The organism is Nostoc sp. DedQUE05, assembly GCF_034530955.1.
In the GTDB taxonomy this organism is placed as follows: Bacteria; Cyanobacteriota; Cyanobacteriia; order Cyanobacteriales; family Nostocaceae; genus Nostoc.
Window position 1 is genome coordinate 1 of record NZ_JAVRCB010000005.1, and the last position, 25476, is coordinate 25476.

A 25476-nucleotide genomic window follows, 5' to 3' on the forward strand; every position below is an offset into this window, starting at 1 on the left:
CGACACTGCCAGAAGCGATCGCCCGCCTGCAACAACTCACTTCCCTGAATTTAAGTTACAACCAATTAACGAGACTGCCAGAAGCGATCGCCGGACGACTGCAACAACTCACTTCCCTGGATTTAAGTGGCAACCAATTAACGACACTGCCAGAAGCGATCGCCGGACTGCAACAACTCACTTCCCTGGATTTAAGTGGCAACCCCATCGAAAAGCCGCCGCCAGAAATTGTTGCAAAAGGTATTACGGCGATTAGGGATTATTTCCGGCAACTCAAAGCAGAAGGCACAGATTATCTGTATGAAGCAAAGTTACTAATAGTCGGCGAAGGAGGAGCAGGGAAGACAACACTGGCGAAGAAAATTAAAGACCAAAATTATCAACTCCAAGAGGAAGACTCTACCAAGGGAATTGAAGTTATCCAGTGGAGTTTCCCAATGAAAAATAAGCGAAAATTTCGAGTCAATATCTGGGACTTTGGGGGACAAGAGATTTACCACGCTACTCACCAGTTTTTCCTCACCAAGCGTTCACTCTATGCTTTGGTGGCAGATACCCGCAAGGAAGACACGGATTTTTATTACTGGCTAAATGTTGTAGAACTGTTGAGCGATAACAGTCCGCTGCTAATCATCAAAAATGAAAAGCAAAACCGCCATCGGGAGATTAATGAACGTGAGTTACGGGGGCAGTTTACTAATTTGAAGGAGACTTTACCAACAAACCTTGCTAAAAACAGAGGTTTAGAACAAGTTTTAGAACAAATCAAACATTACGTTAAAAACCTGCCCCATATTGGTAGTCCCCTCCCAAAAACCCTACCGTGTATACACCGTAGCCCAAAAACCTGGGTTAGAGTCCGGGAAGCTTTGGAGAGTGGCGCACGCAATTACATTAGCTTGGATGAATACCTGAATATCTGTCAACAAAATGGATTCACCCAAAGAAATGACAAGTTGCAGTTGAGCAGCTATCTGCACGATTTGGGAGTATGCTTGCACTTCCAAGAAGACCCACTTTTGAACAAGACCGTCATCCTCAAACCCAAGTGGGGAACTAATGCAGTCTACAGAGTGCTGGATAATGAAAAAGTGATTGGTAACCTGGGCAGTTTCACCCGGTCTGACTTGGCAAACATCTGGTGTGAAGACGAATATGCCACGATGCATGATGAACTATTGCGCCTGATGATCAACTTCAAACTGTGCTACGAAATTCCTAGAAGCCAAGGAAAGTATATTGCCCCACAACTGTTATCTGCTAATCAACCCTCGTATAACTGGAATCAAACCGACAACCTGATTCTGCGTTACACTTACGACTTCATGCCCAAAGGCATTATCACCCAGTTCATAGTTGCCATGCATGAGTTGATTACTGAACAAAAATGTGTCTGGAAAAGCGGCATTGTTCTTAGCAAAGACCAGACCAAAGCTGAGGTGATTGAATATTACGGCAAGCGGGAGATTAAGATTCGAGCCTCAGGTCGTCACAAAAGAGATTTGATGACCATAGTTACACATGAACTTGATAAAATTCATGAGTCGTATAAGCGACTGAAGTACAATAAGTTAATCCCTTGTAATTGTATCACTTGCAAAGATAACCAAGAGCCACACTTTTATAAGCTTGAAAATTTAAGAAATCGCATTGCTAAACAAAAATATGATATTGAATGTGATATTAGCTTTGAAAAAGCGAATGTTTTAAGCTTAATTGATGATGTGATAGATAGGGGTAAAGAGAGGTTTTTTTTAGAGCAGTTAGGGGTTGAAGCGAATCCTCCTCAATCTCCGCAAATACCATCTAATATATATTTCAACCTAAATCAAGTTCAAGAACAACAAAATCAAATTCGTCAAAAGGAAAATAATTCAATGTCAACAGTAAATCAATACGGTTCTGGGGATAACGTTGGTGGCGATAAAGTCATGCGTGATAAAATCGGCACTCAAATCAACAACTCGCAAAACTTGGCACAAGCTGCAAAAGATATTAAAGAACTTTTAGATCAACTGTCACAAGAATATTCTAGTACTGCAATGGTTGGCGTCAAAGCAGTAGAGCAAATAGAACAGAAGCCAAAATTGAAAGCTCGAATTATCAATGCCCTGAAAGAAGCAGGATCAGAAGCTCTGGAAAAAGCTGTTGATCATCCTGCTGTCAGCATTGTCATAGCAGCCACCAAGGGTTTCATAGATGCTTAAACAAAGAATCAGACTGAAAAGTAAAATTCACCGCCTAAATACCAGCTTGTTTTACTAGAAACTGGAATGATAAATTTATGTTTTCATTCTGACTCACAAGCGATCGCACCACCCCAACATCTTAATGTTCTTCACCTTTTTCCTGAAGGAGCCACCAGCACTAAAACCACATTTTATTGTTGTTGAAGTGCAAACTTTAGCTCTGTCAACTCTAATTCTCCTCCGTTCGTCATTAATACTAAATTAATGCCTAAAACACTTTTTCCTGTAGTTGTATAGTTAGTTAGAGGTATTTGATTAGTCAAATCAAAATTCATAGCACTTCCATACATCATTTGATATGGAGTTGGTTTATCGCCAAGTAAAAATGATGAGATAGCTATTTGTGCTGGTGCGTTCTTGACTACACCTTTTACAGCTAAAGGCACGAGCCTAAATTGCTTTTGAGTATTAGAAGTATTAATTCTAACGATACATCTAGCCCTTGGTGATTGTGCGTTTACAGTTATATTAGAGCCAAGTGTAAACTGATTTATTTGCGGATTGAAAGTTATATTACATCTCTTATTAACCAAAAAGTTTGGCTGGTTATCTATTGCAACAGCGGTGCTAGATGAATTGGCATTATAACAGAAAAAAAACAAGCACATTAATATGAAAAAATTACGTGCATCACTTAATCTCAACATAACTTCCTCTCCATCAACAGAAATTTGTAATTTTAAAGAAGAATACATTCGGTAGATTCAATGAGTGGGGGATTTAGATTCACCACTCATTGAAGACCACTAAACTTGGAATTTGCTGCGGTGTATCACTATCTATGCGCAGAATCGCTAAAAGCGAGGACTAGCAACGTCTTAGGTCAAAATAAAGCCTTACATCCCCAGCATTGAGATCGGCTGTATCAACGAAAATAGAACTTCCTCGTGAGGATTGTGCAATCATATTAATACCTAATAGTCCTTGCCCACCACCACTACATAAACCTGTAGCAGCTAGAACAGTAATCTCATCTTGCTCTGCAAATGCCTTACTAGATGTAAACTTGCTAGTTTTAGGGGGAGCTACGGCTTGACCAAGAGCACCACCACTAAAGCTATAAGTTCTGTTTAAGCTAGTACCTTTACTCTTGCTATCAATATCAGTAGTTCCTTGGTACAGTACTTGTACATCTTGGACGATGAAACCACTTGGAATAAAAGTTTGAACGCGTAAAATACACTTTTGACGTTGACCATTGAATGCACTAAAGTTATCCAAGACGATCGATAAGCTTCTACCATCATCTCCAGGAAGCTGATCGGCAACACTACATCCACCAGACCCGATTGCATCTCCAAAAGTAATACTAGGCTCATCAGCCAAAGCCTTGGTTGCGATCGCGTTGATTCCAAGAATTGTAGTTAGAGACAGTAATAGACCAAATTGTTTAAAATTCATATTGATTCTACCTATGTTGTTAAAGTTGTTTTTTCATGGAAAATGCAGTCAAAATGCATCTCCCCCAACTATTTAACTAGTGCAGGATAAATCTCTAGAAGGTTTACTTTATTTAGAAACTAAATCGTTTTTAACTGTGGCAAGAATTAACTTAGTGTAGGTATAGCATCACCTACGTAGGACTCACCTGTAATAGCCTAAAGTCTTGAGATTAAAAAATGGCACTTTCTCTGTAAAATCCATGAGAGAACTCTCCTATAAATGCAAAAGTAGAATTAAGCTTCAATACCTTCGCTAAGAAAAGAGGCAGTCTAGCTTTTGCCGAAATACCCCAACACAAGAAGGTGTAAACTCTCAAGCTAATTCATGCAATAGTTAAGTGTCTCTATCCTGAATTTACAAAAAGAATATGAGGAACTTGTGAGGGAATACGGTGCTTATTAAAACTTAAATCTTGCCAGTATTCAGATTGGAATTTACTGGAATATCAATAAAAATAATCTTAAAACTACAGAGATGTATATGTCGTTTGTCCTTATATTAGATATCTGATGAAAGAGAATGTGAGGAACTTGTGAGGAAATACTGACAAAACTCGTAAAATTGATTGTCTGTCATGGCGATCGCAGGTTGCAATTGCAAAACCATTGGTATAATTTCTGTGACTACAGGTAAGTTGGTGGTCATAATGGCTTTGTGGCTACTTCACCTGCTTTAACTATAATCTTTTCACAATCTACGGTGAAATGAGGGTTAACTCATGAAGATTGGAATTATTAACCAACAGCAAACTCGGTAAATTGTCGTTTAAAGGGGGAATGAAAAGCCAAAACTATGTCTTTTTTAGGTATACCTCGACTAATAAGGTCATTGGCGATACCTCCTTCAGTACCATCGTGTTGAATCCAAATTTTTTCGTTTTTAATATCTAGATGCAAAACACAGCCATATACACGGCGCTTATTTGACCACCCTGCATGAACAAGTTGATATCGATCGCGTTCTCTATCAAAAATAACTTCTGCTTCTACTTCTTCGTTGCTGGCTTTGATTTCACTGTAAGCTAGCAACAGTTCTTGAATAAGTTGACGGTACTCTTCTACTTTTGCCATTTCACGATCGCCTCCTCTTCTGGCTCGAAAACAATCAGCCGAACTTGGTAACGTTGGATTAATAAGCGTGGCAGTTCTAAGGTAAAAAAAGAACGATAGGTGTCTAAAGGAACTGCTAAATATAAAAGCCTCTCAGGTTGTTCTTCTTCAAGTGCTAATTGATATTTGAGATACTGTCCTAAAGCAGTACTAAATTCAGTTGTAGTAGATGGAGCAACAAAGCTTTTAACTTCAACCGCAATTTTTTCTTGATTTCGTTCAGCTGCTAAAACTTTCTCTGCACCAAGGTCGATGTACATATCCAAACCACCAAAACGGAGGAAAAGCGGGTCATTAGTGATGAGCCAACCCTCTTTCTCTAAAGCGCGTCTTACTGCATCATGGAATATGTCTTTCGCTGCCATAGATTCCTAACATTTGTATTTCTTCCTTACCAAATCTGACTTAAATCCAAAACAAACCCAGCTAGCAAAGGTTCACCATTAAGCGTTTTTGGATTATCTAATTGTTCAACCGCAATATTAGGACGATAAATAAAAACTCGGCGTTGTTTTCTATCAATTAACCAACCAAGTTGAGTGCCATTATCAATATACTCTTGCATCTTGTCTTGCAAAATTCGCAAATTATCAGTTTCAGAACGCAATTCAATTACAAACTCAGGACAAATCGGTGCAAATTTTTTTCGCAGTTCTGGTGGTATCGCTTCCCAGCGATCGCGTTTTATCCACGCTGCATCGGGCGATCGGACTGCACCATTAGACAAAGTAAACCCACCACTGGAACCAAACCCTACACCTGTACCATCTTGCTTTGTCCATACCCACAACTGCCCAACTAAGTTAAAATTGCGTTCATCAGTTTCCGAACCAGTTGGGGGCATAATGACTAATTCTCCAGCAGGATTACGTTCGATACGAAAGTCGGGGTTTAACTGACAAAATTCATAAAACTGGTCGTCAGTTAGTGCGATCGCAGGTTGCAATTGCAAGACCATTGGTATAATTTCTATGGCTATAGGTAAGTTAATGGTCATAATTAATATTTTGGGGCTTCACCTGTATTTAGGATATATCTTGGCAAAATTTTAGGGGTGGTTACAAAACCACCCCTTCAAATTTAGAATTTACTTGCAGACCCCTTAATGGGAAATTAATTTACTCAGAAATATTAATTGAACTTTCAACTTGAGAAGTAGCCAATGTTGGTGCAGAGAAAATACGTGAGTACAGACTTGATGGTTGTTGATGAGCAACAACTGGTAGAACTTGACGAGCATGGGCGACTAATTCTACTGCTTTCACATCATAAGTCTGCGTTGCTAATTTGGGATAAAACCCGATTCCGATGATTGGCAGTAGCAAACAAGCGGTAATAAATATTTCGCGGGGTTTGACATCAGAGATTACAGCATCCAAGTGCAACTCTTTATTTTGCTCTCCGTAGAACACTTGACGCAGCATTGACAGTAAATAAATCGGTGTCAAAATCACGCCAACTGCTGACAGCAGCACGACTACAACTTTGAAACTGGAACTGTAAACATCACTGCTGGCGATACCCAGAAACACCATCAACTCACCCACAAAACCACTCATTCCGGGTAAAGCCAGAGAAGCCATTGAACCAATGGTAAAGAGAGCAAAGGTTTTGGGCATTACTTTAGCCATACCGCCCATTTTATCCATCATCAAGGTGTGGGTGCGATCGTAAGTCACGCCAGACAGCAAGAACAAGCTAGCAGCAATCAAGCCGTGAGAAACCATCTGTAATACTGCACCGCTGATACCAAGCTCTGTGTAAGAGGCAATCCCAATCAGCACAAACCCCATGTGGGCAATTGAAGAGTAAGCCAAGCGGCGTTTGAGATTGGTTTGAGCAAAGGCACAGCAAGCACCGTAGACAATGTTAACCACACCCAAAACTGCTAACACTGGGGCAAAAGTCACATGGGCATTGGGCAACATTTCCACATTGAAGCGGATGAGAGCATAACTACCCATTTTTAACAACACACCAGCCAAAATCATTGAACCGGGTGCTGATGCTTCACCGTGGGCATCAGGTAGCCAAGTGTGTAAAGGGAAAATCGGCATTTTCACACCGAATGCAATTAAGAAACCTGCATAAACCAATAATTCCAAGGTTTTGGGGTATTCTTTCATTCCTAGAGTCGCCATATCGAAAGTGACGGTATCTCCAGAGAAGACAAGTGCAAAACCGGCAATCAAGATAAATATTGATGCAGCAGCGGTGTAAAGAATGAATTTGGTAGCGGCATAACGGCGGTTTTGTCCTCCCCAAATGGAAATCAGCAAGTAAACTGGCACTAACTCGATTTCCCACATCAGGAAGAACAACAGCAAATCTTGGGCAACAAATACGCCAAGCTGGGCGCTGTACATCGCTAACATCAAACCATAAAATAATCGCGGCTTGGTGTTAACTTTCCAAGCCGCGAAGATTGCGAGGGTATTTATTAAGCCTGTCAGAAGCACTAAGGGCATCGATAAACCATCAACCCCCACAGCCCAATGCAAACCTAACTGCGGTATCCAAGGATAGTTTTCTATAAGTTGGAGTCTTGAACTCTGGAAGTCGTACTTATACCAAAAGGCATAAATCATCAGTGCAAAGTCGGCGATCGCAACTCCCAGACCATACCACCGCACAGTTCTACCTTCCTTGTCTGGGATTAGGGGGATGGCTAAGGTAGCCACCAAGGGTAAGAGGATTATGGCTGTTAGCCAGGGAAATTCAATAGCATTCATTACTTCTGACAATCAATTTGCCTTATCACTTTTGATTTAATTATATTAAGTAATCAATACTTTTGTAAACATTCTTTAACTCTAGAAGATGAAATTTTTGACAAAGATAAGAACATATACTCATTGAATGTCAAATTTTCAGGAAAAATAAGAATAAATACTTATCGGGTTTTGACGATTCCATTCTAAATGTAAACTTTTGCAACGTCAACAAAAAACGGTAGCTAAAGCTACCGTTACAATACAGTTACATTTTTTGGTTCAGCCCAATTGTCAGGACTATTTACTCTACGCTTCTAAGTTGAGTCATAAACCTAACCCTCTGTATTGGGTTAAGTGCAACGCCAATTTAAGGTTTAGCTATGTACTGAGATACTTTAATGTGCTAGCTATGAGAGCAAAATACCCTTTTAAAACATCCTCTAACAGCTAAAAAGTCACCACACTACGAATTGATTCACCTTTGTGCATCAATTCAAAAGCATCATTAATTTGCTCAATGGGCATCACATGGGTAATTAAATCATCAATATTTATCTTACCTTCCATATACCAATCAACAATTTTCGGCACATCTGTACGTCCTCTAGCGCCACCAAATGCTGAACCTTTCCAAACGCGCCCAGTTACTAGTTGAAAAGGACGAGTACTGATTTCCTGTCCAGCACCAGCAACACCAATAATCACGCTGACGCCCCAACCTTTGTGGCAGCATTCTAATGCTTGACGCATAATTTTGACATTACCGATACATTCAAAACTATAATCAGCACCGCCTTTTGTTAAATCAACCAGATAGGGAACTAAATCACCTTCTACTTCTTGGGGATTAACAAAGTGTGTCATACCAAATTTTTCCGCCAAGGCGCGTTTGTTGGGATTAATATCTACCCCGACAATCATATTTGCCCCCACCATCCGCGCCCCTTGGATGACATTTAAGCCAATACCACCCAAACCAAAAACCACAACATTTGCTCCAGGTTCCACCTTGGCAGTATTGATGACTGCACCAATACCAGTAGTCACACCGCAGCCAATGTAACAAACCTTATCAAAGGGAGCATCTTCCCGAATTTTTGCTAAGGCGATTTCTGGCAGCACCGTATAGTTAGCAAAAGTGGATGTACCCATATAATGATGAATCATCTGCCCATCAATACTAAAGCGACTGGTGCCATCGGGCATCACACCGCGTCCTTGAGTTAGGCGAATGGCTTGACAGAGATTAGTTTTGAAACTCAGACAATATTCGCATTGGCGACATTCGGGAGTGTAGAGGGGAATCACGCGATCGCCTGGTTTGAGACTGGTGACACCAGCGCCTACTTCCACTACCACACCAGCACCTTCATGTCCCAAAATAGCCGGAAACAAACCTTCGGGATCGTCACCAGATAAAGTAAAAGCGTCGGTGTGACAAACCCCACTTGCTTTCACTTCAACTAAAACTTCACCGGCTTGTGGCCCTGATAGTTGAACGGTTTCAATCGTCAACGGCTTACCTGCACTGTAAGCTACTGCTGCTTTAACTTCCAATGTCAGCGCTCCTGTATAGTTTTGTCATTTGTCATTTGTCATTTGTCATTTGTCATTTGTCTTCTTCCCCTGCTTCCCCTGCCTCCCCTGCTCCCCCTGTACCCTGTAACCTGTACCCTGCAACCTGTACTCTATTCTCTTCTTTACTCCCCAGTTTCCTCACAGGCATTGAACGCATGATAGACTTTTGTATTACTTCATCAGTATCTACTAAGCACGATCGCGGCTATAACGATAAATATTATTACCTTTGTTAAAATGTCATTCTCTCGCTAGATTGGTTAAAGGCGGTAATAGCTGTTTTGACAACAATGTAAACTGGATGTCAGCAGCAATCCCCAAATAATTTGTCCACCTCTCAATTAATACATTTTGTCACAGCTTATGAACCCTGCCCTAACTCAAATTGGCGCTCAAATGTCCAACCTGACTGGCGTCAGAGCAATCATGAAGGATATTATCGAAACATTACGAGCGGGTGCAGGGCAGCAGTTTATTAATTTGAGTGCTGGTAATCCGTTGATTTTGCCAGAGGTAGAGCAATTATGGCGGGATTGCACTGCACAGCTTTTGGCTAGTCCAGAATATGGTGAGGTAGTTTGCCGCTACGGTTCAAGTCAAGGGTATGCACCATTCGTTGAAGCGATCGCCAACGATTTTAACAAACGCTACGGGTTAAAATTAACCGATCGCAATATCCTCATCACCCCCGGTAGTCAAACCCTCTACTTCTACGCTGCCAATACCTTCGGTGGCTACACCCCTAGCGGCGAGTTAAAACAAATCGTTTTACCCCTCAGCCCTGATTACACAGGTTACGGCGGTATCTGCTTAGTTCCAAAAGCCTTAACTGCCTACAAACCAACTCTCGATATTGATGCAGCCGCCCATCGATTTAAATATCGCCCCGACTTCAGCCAACTTACGATTACAGAAAATACGGGTTGTGTTCTCTTCTCTCGCCCCTGTAATCCCACTGGTAACGTCCTCACGGATGATGAAGTGAAAAAGATTGCTGCCCTAGCTGCGCCTTACAATCTACCCGTGTTAATTGACTCGGCTTATGCGCCTCCCTTCCCGGCATTAAACTTTACCGACATGACACCAGTGTTCGGTGATAACATCCTCCACTGCATGAGTTTATCGAAAGCCGGATTACCAGGAGAAAGAATTGGTATAGCTATTGGGGATGAAAAGTGGATTGAAGTGCTGGAGTGTTTCCAAGCAAACATGAGTCTCCATTCTTCACGTTACGGCCAAGCGATCGCAGCTTATGCAATCAATTCTGGTGCTCTAGTGGAAATTTCTCACACTGTCATTCGTCCCTTTTACCAAAATAAATTTACCGTTTTAGAAACCAGCTTAGAACAAGCGATGCCCAAGGATTTACCTTGGTATCTCCATCGCGGTGAAGGAGCAATTTTTGCTTGGTTGTGGTTACAGGATTTACCCATGAGTGATTGGGAATTTTACCAGCTAGTTAAGCAAGTAGGTGTGATTATTGTCCCTGGAAGTACCTTCTTCCCCGGTTTAGACCAAGAGTGGGCGCACAAGCACCAATGTTTCCGCATCAGCCTTACAGGTACAGATGAAGAGATAGCCACTGCTATGCAACGTTTAGCAAAAGTGGCCGAAGAAGCTTATCAGCGTGCGGCTGTGACTGCCTGATTAGAGAAAGTTAGGAGTTAGGAGTTAAGAGTTAGGAGTTAGGAGTTATAAGAATTTTTTCTCCAATGCCCAATGACAAATGACAAATGACAACTGACAAATGACAAATGACAAATTAGATAATTGGTTAGAAATTGGTAAGATTGTTGCCCCTCAAGGATTGTCTGGAGAATTACGGGTTTATCCTGTATCAGACTTTCCCGAAAGATTTGAAGTACCGGGAAAACGTTGGTTGTTGTGTTCAGGTGACACAGAACCGCAGCCAATCGAATTATTGACAGGACGTTACATCAGTAACAAAAACTTGTATGTGGTCAAATTAGCTGGCGTGGAAAATTGCGATCGCGCAGAGGCTTTGCGCGGTTGTAAGTTAATGGTACCAGCAAGCGATCGCCCCCAATTAGGCGAAGATGAATATCATGTCCTCGATTTGATTGGCTTAGAAGTCTTTATGCAAGCATCTGGCAAACTCGTAGGTACGGTGGTAGACATCATCCCTGCCGGCAATGATTTGCTAGAAGTAAAATTACACCCATCTTTTACCACTGACAAAGGACAAATGACAAATGACAAAGGACAAATAACAAATGACAAAAGGCAAAAGACTGTTTTGATTCCATTTGTAGAAGCGATCGCACCAGTGGTAGACTTGCCATCTGGTCGTATTGAAATTACGCCACCGCCTGGATTATTGGAAGTTAATAATTAGATTATTCATTGTTATTAAATTGTTGTTATTGCTTGACCATAGCTTCACAGCATTTTATTTTTGTGTGAATAACAAACTAATCTTGAGTTATTTTTGATGCGAGCAAAATTGAACGCTGATCGTGCATTGAAATATTAAGCTTGGTTGCTAGTTTTTGACGATCCCTATATCCTATATCATGCATATAACAGTGGCGTAAAATAATCTGTTTCAATAAACGATCGCAAACAGGATTTTTGGAGAATTCAGAGTGCAATTTATCAATCTTATGAGTATCTAATTTTTTTTCAAACTGTAATTCAATAATTTCTTGAATCAAGCAGAATGAAGGCTTATAGTTGCTTTCTGTTACTTTAATATAGATATCACGACCTTTAGCAGAACCTAAAGAAAACGCAATTTTGTAAAGCATCGCCAAAATAATCATGTAATTAATCCCTAAGTAAAAAGACTCAACTTCCCGAATAACTTTTGCGTTGGAAAGATTTGGACTCTGTTCTAATATCTTTTTAATTTTCCTGATTGACTCTTCTCGCACGTATTCTGAAAATCTTAGAAATACGTTAAGAAATCTTAGTGAAACCGAAAGTGATTCTTCATAGATTAACTCTAGAGAGTTTCGCTCTAGAGAGCCAAGCCTATTTCTTAAAATTTGTCCACAGACTTCAATTGCTCGGAATACTTTGTTCACCTTTACCATTAAGTCTTGCAAGTCTTCATTATCATCCACAAAACTATTCTGCTCTTCATGTTGTTCAATTAAATCTTTCTGTCTATCATTTTCTAATCGTTCTTGCCTTGCGTCACGACTCTCTAAAACAAGGTCAGGTATTTCTTTAACAAAATCTTGAAGAAAAGATAAAGAAGTTGCTTCTAGTGTTACTTCTTTATCATCAGTAAAGATATCCATGACAGAAAGTAGAATCTCATCAAGAATCCAAGGATCTTTGGAATGGTGCGTAAGAAATAAAACTATGTTAGCTGCCTTCTCAAGATGAATCGTATTTACTAGATGTTGTATTCTCTTTTTAGCTTCCTCTCCTCGATGAAGAGAGTCTGCCAATTTTTTCGCTGTAAAGAAGTAAAACAGATAACGGTAACGAAACTTTAAACCAGTCTCTGAGCGTTGCAGAATAAATGAACTGACCAAATCTCCAATCACTTTATCTCGATCAACTGGAAGAAAATTAGTTGAATATTTTTTAAAGAATGTATCCAAGTCAGAGTCATCAAGACTTTCGGAGGGAGACTCTAAAATTGCTCCCCCAAGTTCTGATAAAACATTGAAGTACGTATCAATCTCAGTTCGTTTTACATGAACACGCTCTAGGGCTTGGTAGATCAAATACTGATAATAGTGTCCATAAGCAGTGAGTTCAAGTCTCTGTGTGGTCACTGTCTCGAAAGACTGAAGAAGCATCAAAATATGGAATGGTTTTGCTGGAACTACATTCTTGTTTACAAGCGAGTCCACATGGAGACGCAGTTCATCTATCTTTGCCCAAATCTGCTGATCGTCTGTTTCTTCAGTTAACTCTAATGCAACCCATTTCTCAATTAGTTCGGCACGATGGACATTACCGAAAGGGAGAATTTCTAACTTCTTATAATCATCAAGTTCAGGAAAATCAGGTACAGCAAATGCAAATGACTCCTCTGCAAGTAGAATAGTATAAGGAAAAATTGAATTAAGACTTGCTATAAGTTTACTTTTTGCCTTCTTATTAAGTGTGCTTACCGATATATCATCGACAATACAAATAATATTAGGTTTTTGAATGAATTCTTCCGCAGATATAAAATGATATGTAGCTGAAACTAACTTTGCAATTTGTTCCTCAATCCTAGAATTTTTTATATTTGCTCCTTCAACGAATAAAGGTAGGAATCCAAGGGAAAGAGCATCTAGGAATAATTTTTTTGCAAGAGTAGTTTTGCCTGACTGCTCATCTCCTAAAATAAGGAGACGACTATCATATTCTAATAGTTTTTCACCGGAAATTTTTAATGGAGTTTCTTCTAGCGATTTCTTTACAACTCTTAGACTAGGGAAAACAAATAAATCATTCAGAGAAATACTCTCACGATTTCGATGTGCGAACTTTGTTTCAGTATTATCAAGAAAAATTTTAAATTCATTTTTTATTTCTATCTTTGAGTTATAAGAAGTGCTTAAATTACTAAAATAGTGTTCACTATAACTTAAAGAATCTGTTTTTTTTTAATTGTTCTATTAATCCAGCTAGTAAAAGTTGGGAAATGATTACGCAAGAAGTTTTCTGTATCTAGCTCGGCTTCGTAAGAAATTCCTACAAAAGGGGGAATTGAAGAAATTACTCCTTTGAGCTTTGCTGCTGCTGATTTACCTGGCTGATTCAGTTTATCTCGGATTTCTTTTAAGAGCATAAGGACTTCATCAGAGTAAGTAGATGAGCTTACCTCAATTTCACCAACTTGGTTCACAATTTCTGCAACTACAACCTGTGCCTCTTGTTCCGAAATATCGATAGATCCTGACTGCTGTGATAAAATCTGCCAGTACTCTTGCTCAAACGGCCGCATCTCTTTTTTCAAGTCAGCGATCTGAAACTTAATTCGCTCCTTGTCTTCATCGGGAGTCTTTGTTAACGTCAATTCTTTACTTGACACCTGTTGACGTAAACGACTCAGAACATTCTCAAGGTGACAAAGGCGATCGCTTGACATCCCTAAACTCCAAAATTTCAAAAACAACTGTTCAGTTTTACACAATCTAGTTCATTATGTCTTTAGAGTTTTTACATAACTAGAACTTACATATCGTACATAAGTACTATACGTAATTTGAGTATTTCAGCCATGTTTAGCACCCAGTGATGAGCTAAGGAATTTAGTCACAAAGGCTGAAAAAATTCATCATCGGTTAGATGGCCATCATCTTGAAAATAAGTAAGATTACATACTGGTGAATCCGTCAAAATCCTTTTGTAATGGAGTGTCGAAATGACATTAGCCAGTCCTCCACAAACAAAGCCTTTAACTGATGAAGAATTGCGGAAGATAAACGCCTACTGGCGTGCAGCTAACTATCTTTCGGTTGGGCAAATATATCTACTGGACAATCCGCTACTAAAAGAACCCCTAAAGCTGGAACACGTTAAACCCAGGCTCTTGGGTCACTGGGGAACAACGCCAGGGTTGAACTTTATCTATGCTCACCTGAATCGGGCAATCAAAAAATATGACCTCAACACAATATATATTGCTGGCCCCGGTCATGGAGGGCCTGGACTGGTAGCTAACACCTACCTAGAAGGAACTTACACCAAGTACTACCACAACATCTCCCAGGATGCTGAAGGAATCCAGAAACTCTTCAAACAATTCTCTTTCCCTGGTGGTATTCCCAGCCACGTTGCACCGGAAACTCCTGGTTCGATCCACGAAGGCGGGGAATTAGGTTATGCCCTCGTCCACGCTTATGGTGCTGCCTTTGATAACCCTGATTTAATTGTTGCTGCTGTTGTCGGAGATGGCGAAGCCGAAACAGGTGCTTTAGCAACTAGCTGGCATTCCAACAAGTTTCTCAACCCCGTACATGATGGGGCTGTACTGCCGATCCTGCACTTGAATGGATATAAAATTGCTAACCCAACAGTATTGGCACGGATTAGCCATGAGGAATTAGAAAGCTTGTTTGTCGGCTACGGTTACAAGCCCTACTTTGTCGAAGGTGACGATCCCGCAGATGTCCACCAGCAAATGGCGGCGACTCTAGATATAGCGATCGCCGAAATTCAAAGCATTCAAAGAGAAGCCCGCGTACATGGTTACACTGAACGTCCTCAGTGGCCGATGATTGTCATGAAAACCCCCAAAGGTTGGACAGGGCCAAAGGAAGTAGATGGTAAAAAAACAGAAGGTTCTTGGCGATCGCACCAAGTCCCCTTTGGCAACATCGCCAAACAGCCAGAACATCTGAAACTCCTAGAAGATTGGATGAAGAGTTACAAACCAGAAGAACTCTTCGACGCTAACGGCACACTAATTCCCGAACTAGCAGAACTGGCTCCCAAGGGGCATCGACGCATGGGTGACAATCCCCACGCTAACGGCGGTCTTTTGCTGTGTGACTTGAAAATGCCCGACTTTCGAGACTATGCCGTAGATGTTCTCAAACCAGGGCAAGCGATCGCTGAAGCTACCCAAGTTGCCGGAAAATTTCTCCGGGATATCATGCAACTTAACCAAGAAAGCCGCAACTTCCGCATCGTCGGCCCCGATGAAACGGTATCGAATCGCTTAGGCGCTGTGCTAGAAGTTACAGACCGGGATTGGGCAGCCCAGATCCTCCCCGAAGATGACCACCTTTCCCCCGATGGTCGGGTGATGGAAATTCTCAGCGAAACTAATTGTCAAGGATGGTTAGAAGGCTACCTCCTCACAGGACGCCACGGGTTTTTCTCTTGCTACGAGGCATTTATCCACATCATTGACTCGATGTTCAATCAGCACGCCAAATGGTTGAAAACGACTAGACATATTCCCTGGCGTAGACCGATTGCTTCCCTCAATTACCTACTCACCTCTCACGTTTGGCGACAAGACCATAACGGTTTCTCCCACCAAGACCCCGGTTTTATTGACCATGTAATCAACAAAAAAGCAGAGATCGTTCGGGTGTATTTGCCCCCCGATGCCAACACTTTGCTATCAGTAACCGATCACTGCCTGAGAAGCCGTAACTATGTCAACGTTATCGTTGCTGGAAAGCAACCAGCATTGCAATACCTAAATATGGATGCTGCTATCAAGCACTGCACCAAAGGCATCGGTATTTGGGAATGGGCAAGCAACGACCAAGACGGCGATCCAGATGTAGTAATGGCTTGTGCTGGGGATATTCCCACCTTAGAAACCTTGGCGGCTGTGGATATTCTGCGCCAGCACTTCCCAGATTTAAAAGTGCGGGTGGTGAACGTAGTCGATTTAATGACACTACAGCCAAAAAGCGAACATCCCCACGGTTTGAGCGCAAAAGACTTTGACACGATTTTCACCACAGATAAACACATTATCTTTGCCTTTCATGGCTATCCCTGGTTGATTCATCGCTTAACCTATCGTCATACTAACCACGAGCAGATGCATGTGCGCGGCTACAAGGAAGAGGGAACTACCACCACCCCCTTTGATATGGTTGTTCTTAACGAACTCGATCGCTTCCATTTAGTGATGGACGTAATTGAGCGCGTACCAAAATTGGGATATAGGGCAGCTTATGTCAAGCAACATTTGCAAGACAAATTGATCGAACACAAGCAATATATTGATAAGTACGGCGACGATATGCCGGAAATTCGCGATTGGAAGTGGCCCTATTAATCGGAGGACTTACGCAAACAATAACCGAAACCCTTATTTTCAGATAGGGGCAATTCATCAATTGCCCCTATAATGTGCGGTTTTGCGTAAGTTCTAAATAGGAAATAAGTAGACCTCTTGCAAAAATCCTTGAATCACCTCTCCCCTTGTGAAGCGACAAGCCTTTCTTTAACGTGAGTTCGACGAGTGCTATTTTGACCTCTCCCCCAGCCCCTCTCCTACCAGGAGAGGGGAGCAAAAACTTTTCTTTTCTCGTTCTCCTCGCTCTCCTTACCCAGACGCTACGCGTTCGCCTTTTAGGAAAGGGAGGCTGTCCGGGAAAGGTCTGTCGAACTCACGTTATATTAAATTCAAACAGTCGTTGATTGAATTCGGGCGGTTGTTTATTGAATTCGGGCGGTTGTTGATTGAATTCGGGCGGTCGTTGATTGAATTCGGGCGGTCGTTGATTGAATTCGGGCGGTTGTTTATTGAATTCGGGCGGTTGTTTATTGAATTCGGGCGGTCGTTTATTGAATTCGGGCGGTTGTTTATTGAATTCGGGCGGTCGTTTATTGAATTCGGGCGATCGTTTATTGAATTCGGGCAGTCGTTTATTGAATTCGGGCAGTCGTTTATTGAATTGTTCCTCATCTGGTGATTTAGCTAATTTCACTTTCACCATGCCAATCTGCTCGACTCAGACAATAAACAAAGCACTCATCGTCACCAAACCGTCGATACTCGATAAATTTGAAGCCAAAGCGTTCATAGAAGCGGTGAGCGCGAGTATTACTGGCTAGCAGATCGACAAGTATAGCCGTCACTTGCGGATCGGCAAAACATCGAGCAAGTGCAAGCCGCATCATTTGTGTTCCATAGCCTTTACCCAAATCAGTTTCTTCCCCAATCCAGATATCAATTGCACGAAGATTCGCCGTAACATCACCCCAGTAATGGCTATCCTCATGTGCTGGATCGATAATCTGAATAAATCCGATGGGACGACCATCAATTTCAGCAATCAATTGCTCTCTCCATTCGGGAGTGCGTTCAAGTTGTACTTCCCAGCCCCAGTCATCGTTAGGATCGGAGTTAATCACATGAGGTTGTTCATCCCAGTGGCGCAATAAATCCAAATCAGCAAAGCTAGCAGGGCGGAGGTTTATCCTTATCCCAGGTGGCGGGGCATAATTCATACTGTTTTTCCTATGTTTTTGGCGATTCACTAGACAAGTTGAATCACGACACCGTTGGGGTCTGTGACTTGAAACAACCTTTCACCCCAAGGTTCACTCTCGATCTCCGTTGTAATTTTCACATCTTACTGATTGAATTCGCGCGTCAAAAATCTCAAAGTAATTTTGCTCATATTGTTCTAGAGGATGTAGAAACCTCTAGTTCAGGCGTTCGCGGAGCGTCTCGTAGAGAAGCCAATTAAAGGTAGTTCATTTAGTCGAGTACTAGTGAAACCCAAAAGCATTTACATAATTTTTTAACTTTGTAATGAAAAGTACTTAAACTTACTTAATGCATCAACTGCTACCTACCTTTATGGTTAGCGCTAGGATAGCTATGTATTTTATGAAAGTATAAATATGGCTCAAACTTTTTACGTAAATTCAGTAACAGGCAGTGATGCCAACCCAGGTAGCCAACAAGCCCCTTTCAAAACTATTACTAAAGCCCTTAAGGTAGCTACTGTTGATACCAAAATTCAACTAGCAAATGGTAATTACAATGCTGCTAGCGGTGAAGTCTTTCCGTTAACGGTTCCATCTGGTGTGACAGTGGTGGGTAATGAAACCAATAAAGGCAATGGTATTTTGATTGAAGGAAGTGGTACTTACCTAAGCCGTACTTTTGCTGGTCAGAATGTCACTTTTGTACTGCTGGATAAAGCTGAACTCCGAGGAGTGACTGTAACAAATTTGGCTAGTCGTGGTAGTGGTGTTTGGATTGAATCAACTGCCCCTACTGTTGCTAATAGCACCTTCATCAACAATAAGCGGGAGGGAGTATTTGCTACAGGTGATGCTAACCCAGTGATTCTAGGTAATGTGTTCAGTGAGAATGCAGCTAATGGAATTGCGATCGCTAAAAATTCTAAAGGTCAAATCGAAAATAACACCTACTCTAAAACGGGTTTTGGCATTGCCATTAGCGATACTGCATCACCCATCCTTCGAGATAACAGAATTTATGAAAACCGTTCTGGGATTGTCATCTCTGGTAGCGCTCGTCCCGTATTACGTAATAATGTCTGTGAAAATAACACTGATGATGGGATCACAGTAATTGGAACTGCTCTACCGGATATCGGCAGTAACAATAATCCAGGGGGCAATACTCTACGCAATAACGGTAAATTCGATTTGCAAAATGTCAGTTCCAACAAGCTGATTTCTTTAGGAAATAAAATAGATGCGTCTAAAGTTACCGGAAACATAGAGTTTGCAGATAGTTCAGTTCCAACCCCAACACCAACGCCAACTCCAACACCAACGCCAACTCCAACGCCAACACCAACTCCAACTCCAACTCCAACGCCAACACCAACTCCAACTCCAACGCCAACACCAACTCCAACGCCAACGCCAACTCCAACTCCAACTCCAACTCCAACACCTGCTATTGAATTAACCGATATTGCGAATCATTGGGCAGGTGGGTTTATTAAGGAATTAGTCAAATTGGGGATAGTTAATGGTTTTCCCGATCGCACATTTAAACCCGATGCGACAATGACACGGGCACAATTCGCGGCAATACTAGTAAAAGCTTTCAACCCATCGCCAAACCGTGCGGCGATCAAATTCAAAGATGTACCAGCAGACTTCTGGGCATCCAAGGTAATTCAGCAGGCATATCAGGGTTTATTTCTCTCTGGTTTTCCCGACAATACCTTTAGTCCCAACAAAAATATCCAGCGCGTGCAAGTGATTGTCTCTCTGGTGAATGGATTGGGGTTATCTAGTGATGGTACGGCAACTATCAAAGTTTTCGATGACCAAGCCAAGATTCCTGAATATGCCAAGGATGAAGTAGTAAAAGCTATAGACAAGAAAATTATCGTCAATTACCCAAACCTGAAACAACTCAATCCTACCCGCGATGCTACACGCGGTGAGGTAGCGGCGATAGTGTATCAAGCTTTGGTAGATGCTGGGCGTGTAGCAGCGATCGATTCGTCTTATATAGTGACTGCTTGAGGGGGCAGGGGGCAGGGGGCAGGGGGCAGGGGGCAGGGGAGACAAGGGGACAAGGGGGAATTATTGAACAACTCTCTCCCAAGTCTTCCCCCTCTCTTCTTCGTCTACTTTGTCTCTTCTCCATGCCCTCTGCATACCTCTGCCTCTGGAGCATCCTTATGCTACCTACCCTTCAGTTTAACAAGCGTGCTATTCAAGTCACGGGTGTTGGTGAAAAGTTAAAGGCGAACGCTGGGAAAACAAACGTTCGCTTAACTCTACTTGCCGAACATAGTGGTTAGTTGCTTGTTACTAGCATACTATAGACTGTGAATTTGAAAGCATTTGATAAAGATTTTGGTGCTAATGCCGATGAATTCGATCTAGTTGCTTCGCCCTCTAATACGCCCCCAGTGGCCCCACTTTCTTGGAAACCTAAATTAAATCAGGCTTTCTTGATTTTGAATTTTGAATTGGTATTATTACCATGTTCCAGTAATAGAATTGAGAGCGAAGGCTTGATAAAGTCTTCAACTATCAAAAGATAGATGCTCTAGTAACAGATTTTACCTGTAGAAAAAACAAAAGTCTGTATTCAAAGTAAGCTTGTAGCATATAAAACGCTTGTAAGATTTTTATGACTTCCCGGATTCGCTTTTTAATGTGCCCTCCTGACCACTATGACGTGGACTATGTGATTAATCCTTGGATGGAAGGGAATATTCACAAATCATCGCGCGATCGCGCCGTGGAACAGTGGCAGGGACTACATCAAATCCTCAAAGAACACGCCATTGTCGATTTAGTACCACCGGAAAAAGGCTGGCCTGATTTGGTTTTTACCGCCAATGCTGGCTTGGTTCTGGGCGATAATGTTGTCCTCAGTCGCTTTTTGCACAAGGAACGTCAGGGAGAGGAGCCTTTCTTCAAACAATGGTTTGAGGCAAATGGTTATACAGTCAATGAACTTCCCAAAGATTTGCCCTTTGAGGGAGCAGGAGACGCACTGCTGGATCGAGAAGGACGCTGGTTATGGGCGGGATACGGTTTCCGCTCGGAATTAGATTCTCACCCTTATCTAGCTAAATGGCTGGATATTGAGGTGCTATCTCTACGATTAATCGATGAACGTTTCTATCACCTGGATACCTGTTTTTGTCCCCTAGCAAATGGCTATTTGCTATACTATCCCGGTGCTTTTGATTCTTACTCCAACCGCTTAATTGAAATGCGAGTCGCACCCGAAAAGCGCATCGCAATTGAAGAGGCTGATGCAGTCAACTTCGCTTGTAATGCGGTGAATGTGGATAGCATCGTCATCATGAACAAGACGAGTGATGCTTTGAAAACCCGCCTTGCAGATGCAGGTTTCCATGTGTTAGAAACGCCGCTGACGGAATTTCTCAAAGCTGGTGGGGCGGCTAAATGCTTAACTCTGCGGGTTACAGAACCAGTTAGAGATGAACTTCATGCCACTGTCTCGGTAGAAAGCCGTGTCATTCGCATGGAAGGACACTTGCTAGATGCTGGCTTAATTAACCGCGCTTTGGATTTGATTATAGATGCCGGGGGAAGTTTCAAAGTCCTGAATTTCAATTTGGGAGAACAACGGCAAAGTACTTCAGCCGCCGAGGTGAGAGTATCAGCACCATCCCATGAGGTGATGGAAGAAATCATCTCCCGATTGATTGATTTGGGTGCTGTAGATTTACCCCATGATGAGCGAGATGCAAAACTAGAGCCGGTAATTCAAGATGGCGTTGCGCCTGATGATTTCTACGTCAGTACAATTTATCCCACGGAAGTGCGAATTAATGGTCAGTGGGTGAAGGTAGAAAATCAGCGGATGGATGGCGCGATCGCCATTACCGAAACTGCCAATGGCTTTGTAGCTCGGTGTAAAATACTCCGCGATTTAAAAGTTGGCGAACAGGTAATTGTAGATGTCTTAGGTATCCGCACCATCCGCAAAACGGAATCGCGAGAACTCCGCAGCACTCAAGAATTCAGCTTTATGTCGGCAGGAGTTTCCAGCGAACGGCGCGTGGAATTAGTCGTTGAGCAAGTGGCTTGGGAATTGCGTAAAATCCGCGATGCTGGTGGTAAAGTAGTTGTCACGGCTGGGCCTGTGGTAATTCACACTGGTGGCGGCGAACACTTGGCGCAACTGATTCGGGAAGGATATGTACAGGCGTTGCTTGGTGGTAATGCGATCGCAGTTCACGACATCGAGCAAAATATCATGGGCACTTCCTTGGGTGTAGATATGAAGCGGGGTGTCGCCGTACATGGAGGACACCGCCATCACCTCAAGGTAATTAATAGTATCCGTCGTTATGGCAGCATTCCCAAAGCTGTGGAGGCGGGAGCAATTAAAAGTGGCGTCATGTATGAGTGCGTCCACAATCATGTACCTTTTGTGCTTGCGGGATCGATTCGGGATGACGGGCCTTTGCCTGATACCGTAATGGATTTGATTCAAGCACAAGAGCAATATGCCAAACACCTAGAAGGTGCAGAGATGATTTTAATGCTGTCATCGATGCTGCACTCCATTGGCGTGGGTAATATGACTCCGGCAGGAGTGAAAATGGTATGTGTCGATATTAATCCAGCTGTAGTGACTAAGTTAAGCGATCGCGGTTCTGTAGAATCAGTGGGTGTGGTGACAGATGTAGGTTTGTTCCTCAGTCTGTTGATTCAGCAGTTGGATAAGTTGACAAGTCCTTATGTAAATAAGGTAGGTTAGGAAAATGAACCGCGAAGACGCGAAGGGCGCGTTCGCGTAGCGTCTCCGATAGGAGAAGAAAGGAAAATGACAAGAGTAGCTTTCAGTGAATTGCAGGTTAATTGGGTAAGTTTTATAGCTGATTTCTTGTTGGTAGGAATGGTTTTTGGCCCGCCTATTGCTCCCTTTTTGGCTGCGTCTGGAGTGTCTTTGCTTCCTGGGATTGCGGACATCATTTATTTCATGGGTAATCATGTCTGTCCGCAACCAGATATGGGGTTAGATTTAGCACCACCGTTTATTATGGCTGTGTGTATGCGCTGCTACGGCACTGTCACGGGTTTGCTAATTACTCGTCTGTTGTATGGGATAACTGGTGGTAAGGGATTTTACTGGTTAAATCAATATGGCTGGAGTGGTGTGGCGATCGCAAGTGTGCTAATGATGGCTTATCCTTTGGAATTAGCAGCACAGATTTTTGGTTTGTGGAATTTTAATAACTATCTGGTTACGCCTTTCGGGTTGATTACGGGTTTGGCGTGGGGATTGTTTACTATGCCAATTTTGCATGGGTGGCATGGTGCTAAAACTAGCTTGACCAAATTGTAAGTTTTATCGCACAGCTTAATAGATAAAGTGGATTACTTTTTGTAAGTCGAGACAATCGCATTGTCAGTCGATGCAATCGCATTGTGAGTTAAAACAATCAAAAGATTGGGGAATTAGTTCTTATTTATGATGAAAATATAGAATTTGTTGATGAGAGTTGGTTTTTAGATGTCGATTCTCCAATGCTTGAAATAAGTTGAACTTCACTCATGACTTGCATCTATTTCTGGACAGAATTCGTTGTGTCGTAAGATTCGGATCATCTTTCGCCCAGGATGTTTGAACAACACATCAAACTCACTATTGGGCATTCTCAAGTTTTCAGGAATGAGATAGGTTTGGATTGGTTCTGTTAGCACTAACCCATGCCCAGGAAATAGAATAATCGTAATTTCACCAGCACATAGACATCCTAAAACTCGTGCAGGGACACGCACATAAAAATACGAACTGTCTTCTTTATGGTGCATATCACGATATTGTAAGCATCAGCTAGTAATGTGCTATAACTATTTAGCGATCGCTAGTATTTACAGTACTAGCGATCGCCATATTTCTTATTGCTGTAGTCTTACACTGGTTGTACCTACCTCCACCTTCTGCGCTCCTTCAACGATTTGGTAAAGTTTATGTTCAAATTTCTGCATACACGCTGACCAATCAAATTCGAGTATAGAGGGGCGAGCGTGTCTAGTCATATCTGCTTTCAAACCGGGATTTTCCAAAATTGCAATTACCTTTTGGGCGAAATCTGTAGGATTGTTAGGTTGGGCGAGGAAACCGTTACGACCAGGAAATACCTGTTCTGAAGTTGAAGGTGCAACAACAGCAACCAGAGGAGTTCCAGAGGCTAATGCTTCGTTATTTGTCGTGCAGAAGTTCTCGGTGACGGAGGGGTTGACAAAAACATCCGCTCTAGCAAACCAACCTAGAAGTTCTGTACCGTGGGACTCACCCCATACAGTAATACCCGCTCCAAACTTTTTAGCACGCTCCCGGATCTCTTCATCTAGCGGCCCACTACCAACAATTACCAGATGGACATCAGGAATTTTAGCAGCTATGACTGGAAAGATATCAAGCAATTGGTTGACATTCTTTTCGGGTGTAATGCGTCCAACAAACAACAAAGTTGGTCGGTTATCGTTAGGAATAGGATCGTAACAAATGTTTCGCGGGTGAAATTTTTCGCAATCGATACCTTGATAAGCGACGTATTCAGCGCGTTGGCATTTCAGTTCTTCGTATTTAGTCAATTGTTCTTTAGAAGAGAAGTAATTGAAGTCATAAGACTCACTAAATTGCTTAACTAAAACGGGAACGATGGGACGAACCAAATTGAAGAATCGGTCTCCAAAGTAATATTTGATATACGCAACAATATCTGTATGGAAGAGTGATATTATTGGCGTGCCTGTTCGTTTTGCGTATTGAGTGCCGATTGGGCGACCATAACCTTGTAAGAAAAATGAGTATAAACCTCTCATTTGGGCTGCTTCTTCAACCACGATAATATCGGGTTTGAATTTCTCTAGCAACTTGGTATCGCTCCAATGTCGATAGTTCAACGGTTGAGGAAGAGACTTATAGAATAGCAGCGGTTCTGTAGGGAATGCGTAAGCAGAGAAATTAGGAAAAGATTGAATTTCCTCCAAACCTGGCATGGGGCGATCGCCAACATTTTTGGGGTAGCGATCGTTGATTTGCGGATGGATTAGAAAAACCTCATGTCCCTGCTCTAGCAACCAACGAACTCGTTGGTGTACTGCAACGGAAACACCAGTCAAAAAAGGAGCATACAACCCTGTAAACAGTGCAATGCGAAGTTTTTGCTTAGTCATAATAAAAGGGAATATTTCAGAAAATTGCTGGTTTTTAACTTAGGATTTACGCAGCAAATGTTTCATGAACATCCTGATTATTTGGCTCAGAAATTCCCACTAATAAAACTAGACTAAGGATTTACGCATTGTTAAATAGCTGAAATTTTAGATTTTGAAGTAGATGTTTATAGTGCTTCTAGTTTGTGTGCAATAGAGTCCGATCTCTCTCTTTTTAGAAGAGATGCTTTGAGGCACTCCCCTGACAGCAACAAAGGTTTTCCGCTTTCCTATTTTCTTAGGCTACGGTATACACAGGGGTTTTACCCCACCCTA

Annotated in this window: 23 protein-coding genes; 10 read left to right on the plus strand and 13 right to left on the minus strand. The window is 42.0% G+C overall.

Annotated elements, in window-relative coordinates:
• A partial coding sequence (locus RMZ42_RS05080; RefSeq protein ID WP_322670372.1) for a COR domain-containing protein occupies positions 1 to 2207 on the plus strand: 2207 nt, incomplete at its 5' end.
• A 173-nt stretch (positions 2208 to 2380) separates the two neighbouring features.
• On the opposite strand, the gene RMZ42_RS05085 is transcribed toward RMZ42_RS05080, so the two are convergent.
• The 8 genes from RMZ42_RS05085 to RMZ42_RS05120 form a co-directional block, all read right to left on the minus strand.
• Positions 2381 to 2944: a hypothetical protein gene (locus RMZ42_RS05085; protein WP_322670373.1), complete on the minus strand. Its 564-nt coding sequence runs from the start codon at positions 2942 to 2944 to the stop codon at positions 2381 to 2383.
• Positions 2945 to 3056: 112 nt separating this feature from the next.
• A complete protein-coding gene (locus tag RMZ42_RS05090; RefSeq protein ID WP_322670374.1) occupies positions 3057 to 3650 on the minus strand; it encodes a DUF4360 domain-containing protein in 594 nt (197 codons plus the stop codon).
• A 540-nt stretch (positions 3651 to 4190) separates the two neighbouring features.
• Positions 4191 to 4337 (minus strand): hypothetical protein, encoded by a 147-nt coding sequence (locus RMZ42_RS05095; RefSeq protein ID WP_322670375.1) that lies wholly within the window; start codon positions 4335 to 4337, stop codon positions 4191 to 4193.
• An 89-nt stretch (positions 4338 to 4426) separates the two neighbouring features.
• Complete coding sequence (locus RMZ42_RS05100; protein ID WP_322670376.1) at positions 4427 to 4762, minus strand: XisI protein; 336 nt, start codon at positions 4760 to 4762, stop codon at positions 4427 to 4429.
• A complete protein-coding gene (locus RMZ42_RS05105; RefSeq protein ID WP_322670377.1) occupies positions 4750 to 5166 on the minus strand; it encodes a XisH family protein in 417 nt (138 codons plus the stop codon). The genes RMZ42_RS05100 and RMZ42_RS05105 overlap by 13 nt, the downstream gene beginning before the upstream one ends.
• Positions 5167 to 5192: 26 nt before the next feature.
• Complete coding sequence (locus tag RMZ42_RS05110; RefSeq protein ID WP_322670378.1) at positions 5193 to 5798, minus strand: Uma2 family endonuclease; 606 nt, start codon at positions 5796 to 5798, stop codon at positions 5193 to 5195.
• Between the two features lie 121 nt (positions 5799 to 5919).
• On the minus strand, positions 5920 to 7533 hold the full coding sequence (locus tag RMZ42_RS05115; RefSeq protein WP_322670379.1) for an NAD(P)H-quinone oxidoreductase subunit 4: 1614 nt from the start codon (positions 7531 to 7533) through the stop codon (positions 5920 to 5922).
• 429 nt (positions 7534 to 7962) lie between these two features.
• A complete protein-coding gene (locus tag RMZ42_RS05120; protein WP_322670380.1) occupies positions 7963 to 9072 on the minus strand; it encodes an S-(hydroxymethyl)glutathione dehydrogenase/class III alcohol dehydrogenase in 1110 nt (369 codons plus the stop codon).
• 384 nt (positions 9073 to 9456) lie between these two features.
• Here RMZ42_RS05120 and RMZ42_RS05125 point away from each other — a divergent pair, with 384 nt between their 5' ends.
• Entirely contained in the window at positions 9457 to 10740 is a 1284-nt protein-coding gene (locus tag RMZ42_RS05125) for a valine--pyruvate transaminase (RefSeq protein ID WP_322670381.1), read from the plus strand.
• 100 nt (positions 10741 to 10840) lie between these two features.
• Positions 10841 to 11449, plus strand: a complete 609-nt coding sequence (gene rimM, locus RMZ42_RS05130) for a ribosome maturation factor RimM (protein ID WP_322670382.1) — start codon at positions 10841 to 10843, stop codon at positions 11447 to 11449.
• Positions 11450 to 11525: 76 nt separating this feature from the next.
• On the opposite strand, the gene RMZ42_RS05135 is transcribed toward rimM, so the two are convergent.
• Positions 11526 to 12845 carry a hypothetical protein gene (locus RMZ42_RS05135; protein ID WP_322670383.1) on the minus strand — a complete coding sequence of 440 codons (1320 nt, stop codon included), beginning with the start codon at positions 12843 to 12845 and terminating at the stop codon, positions 11526 to 11528.
• Positions 12846 to 12988: 143 nt separating this feature from the next.
• Here RMZ42_RS05135 and RMZ42_RS05140 point away from each other — a divergent pair, with 143 nt between their 5' ends.
• Positions 12989 to 13120 (plus strand): hypothetical protein, encoded by a 132-nt coding sequence (locus tag RMZ42_RS05140; protein ID WP_322670384.1) that lies wholly within the window; start codon positions 12989 to 12991, stop codon positions 13118 to 13120.
• Positions 13121 to 13651: 531 nt separating this feature from the next.
• Here RMZ42_RS05140 and RMZ42_RS05145 read toward each other — a convergent pair.
• The gene (locus RMZ42_RS05145) at positions 13652 to 14176 is read right to left on the minus strand and encodes a hypothetical protein (RefSeq protein WP_322670385.1); all 525 of its coding nucleotides are present in this window, start codon (positions 14174 to 14176) and stop codon (positions 13652 to 13654) included.
• A 255-nt stretch (positions 14177 to 14431) separates the two neighbouring features.
• On the opposite strand from RMZ42_RS05145, the gene RMZ42_RS05150 reads away from it, so the two are divergent.
• Positions 14432 to 16813, plus strand: a complete 2382-nt coding sequence (locus RMZ42_RS05150) for a phosphoketolase family protein (RefSeq protein ID WP_322670386.1) — start codon at positions 14432 to 14434, stop codon at positions 16811 to 16813.
• Between the two features lie 361 nt (positions 16814 to 17174).
• Positions 17175 to 17453 carry a hypothetical protein gene (locus RMZ42_RS05155; RefSeq protein WP_322670387.1) on the plus strand — a complete coding sequence of 93 codons (279 nt, stop codon included), beginning with the start codon at positions 17175 to 17177 and terminating at the stop codon, positions 17451 to 17453.
• A gap of 1 nt (position 17454) precedes the next feature.
• Here RMZ42_RS05155 and RMZ42_RS05160 read toward each other — a convergent pair whose 3' ends face one another.
• A complete protein-coding gene (locus RMZ42_RS05160) occupies positions 17455 to 17991 on the minus strand; it encodes a GNAT family N-acetyltransferase (RefSeq protein ID WP_322670388.1) in 537 nt (178 codons plus the stop codon).
• Between the two features lie 399 nt (positions 17992 to 18390).
• On the opposite strand from RMZ42_RS05160, the gene RMZ42_RS05165 reads away from it, so the two are divergent.
• From RMZ42_RS05165 to RMZ42_RS05180, 4 genes are all read left to right on the plus strand, one after another.
• A complete protein-coding gene (locus RMZ42_RS05165) occupies positions 18391 to 20004 on the plus strand; it encodes a DUF1565 domain-containing protein (protein WP_322670389.1) in 1614 nt (537 codons plus the stop codon).
• A 158-nt stretch (positions 20005 to 20162) separates the two neighbouring features.
• Positions 20163 to 20285, plus strand: a complete 123-nt coding sequence (locus RMZ42_RS05170; protein WP_322670390.1) for a hypothetical protein — start codon at positions 20163 to 20165, stop codon at positions 20283 to 20285.
• A 335-nt stretch (positions 20286 to 20620) separates the two neighbouring features.
• Complete coding sequence (locus tag RMZ42_RS05175; protein WP_322670391.1) at positions 20621 to 22732, plus strand: TIGR00300 family protein; 2112 nt, start codon at positions 20621 to 20623, stop codon at positions 22730 to 22732.
• 66 nt (positions 22733 to 22798) lie between these two features.
• Positions 22799 to 23320 carry a DUF2085 domain-containing protein gene (locus RMZ42_RS05180; protein ID WP_322670392.1) on the plus strand — a complete coding sequence of 174 codons (522 nt, stop codon included), beginning with the start codon at positions 22799 to 22801 and terminating at the stop codon, positions 23318 to 23320.
• A 203-nt stretch (positions 23321 to 23523) separates the two neighbouring features.
• Here the strand turns inward: RMZ42_RS05180 and RMZ42_RS05185 are convergent, their stop codons facing one another.
• On the minus strand, positions 23524 to 23790 hold the full coding sequence (locus RMZ42_RS05185; protein WP_322670393.1) for a hypothetical protein: 267 nt from the start codon (positions 23788 to 23790) through the stop codon (positions 23524 to 23526).
• A gap of 87 nt (positions 23791 to 23877) precedes the next feature.
• The gene (locus RMZ42_RS05190) at positions 23878 to 25161 is read right to left on the minus strand and encodes a glycosyltransferase (protein ID WP_322670394.1); all 1284 of its coding nucleotides are present in this window, start codon (positions 25159 to 25161) and stop codon (positions 23878 to 23880) included.
• Positions 25162 to 25476 lie beyond the last annotated feature (315 nt).

Bases quoted from the DNA above. Each gene is read 5' to 3' on its own strand.
- RMZ42_RS05190 (WP_322670394.1), bottom strand. From the start codon at position 25,161: ATGACTAAGCAAAAACTTCGCATTGCACTGTTTACAGGGTTGTATGCT.
- RMZ42_RS05125 (WP_322670381.1), top strand. From the start codon at position 9,457: ATGAACCCTGCCCTAACTCAAATTGGCGCTCAAATGTCCAACCTGACT.
- RMZ42_RS05105 (WP_322670377.1), bottom strand. From the start codon at position 5,166: ATGGCAGCGAAAGACATATTCCATGATGCAGTAAGACGCGCTTTAGAG.
- RMZ42_RS05095 (WP_322670375.1), bottom strand. From the start codon at position 4,337: ATGACCACCAACTTACCTGTAGTCACAGAAATTATACCAATGGTTTTG.
- RMZ42_RS05100 (WP_322670376.1), bottom strand. From the start codon at position 4,762: ATGGCAAAAGTAGAAGAGTACCGTCAACTTATTCAAGAACTGTTGCTA.
- RMZ42_RS05165 (WP_322670389.1), top strand. From the start codon at position 18,391: ATGGCTCAAACTTTTTACGTAAATTCAGTAACAGGCAGTGATGCCAAC.
- RMZ42_RS05110 (WP_322670378.1), bottom strand. From the start codon at position 5,798: ATGACCATTAACTTACCTATAGCCATAGAAATTATACCAATGGTCTTG.
- RMZ42_RS05160 (WP_322670388.1), bottom strand. From the start codon at position 17,991: ATGAATTATGCCCCGCCACCTGGGATAAGGATAAACCTCCGCCCTGCT.
- RMZ42_RS05170 (WP_322670390.1), top strand. From the start codon at position 20,163: ATGCTACCTACCCTTCAGTTTAACAAGCGTGCTATTCAAGTCACGGGT.
- RMZ42_RS05175 (WP_322670391.1), top strand. From the start codon at position 20,621: ATGACTTCCCGGATTCGCTTTTTAATGTGCCCTCCTGACCACTATGAC.
- RMZ42_RS05085 (WP_322670373.1), bottom strand. From the start codon at position 2,944: ATGTATTCTTCTTTAAAATTACAAATTTCTGTTGATGGAGAGGAAGTT.
- rimM (WP_322670382.1), top strand. From the start codon at position 10,841: ATGACAAATGACAAATTAGATAATTGGTTAGAAATTGGTAAGATTGTT.
- RMZ42_RS05150 (WP_322670386.1), top strand. From the start codon at position 14,432: ATGACATTAGCCAGTCCTCCACAAACAAAGCCTTTAACTGATGAAGAA.
- RMZ42_RS05090 (WP_322670374.1), bottom strand. From the start codon at position 3,650: ATGAATTTTAAACAATTTGGTCTATTACTGTCTCTAACTACAATTCTT.
- RMZ42_RS05180 (WP_322670392.1), top strand. From the start codon at position 22,799: ATGACAAGAGTAGCTTTCAGTGAATTGCAGGTTAATTGGGTAAGTTTT.
- RMZ42_RS05115 (WP_322670379.1), bottom strand. From the start codon at position 7,533: ATGAATGCTATTGAATTTCCCTGGCTAACAGCCATAATCCTCTTACCC.
- RMZ42_RS05185 (WP_322670393.1), bottom strand. From the start codon at position 23,790: ATGCACCATAAAGAAGACAGTTCGTATTTTTATGTGCGTGTCCCTGCA.
- RMZ42_RS05140 (WP_322670384.1), top strand. From the start codon at position 12,989: ATGCAACCCATTTCTCAATTAGTTCGGCACGATGGACATTACCGAAAG.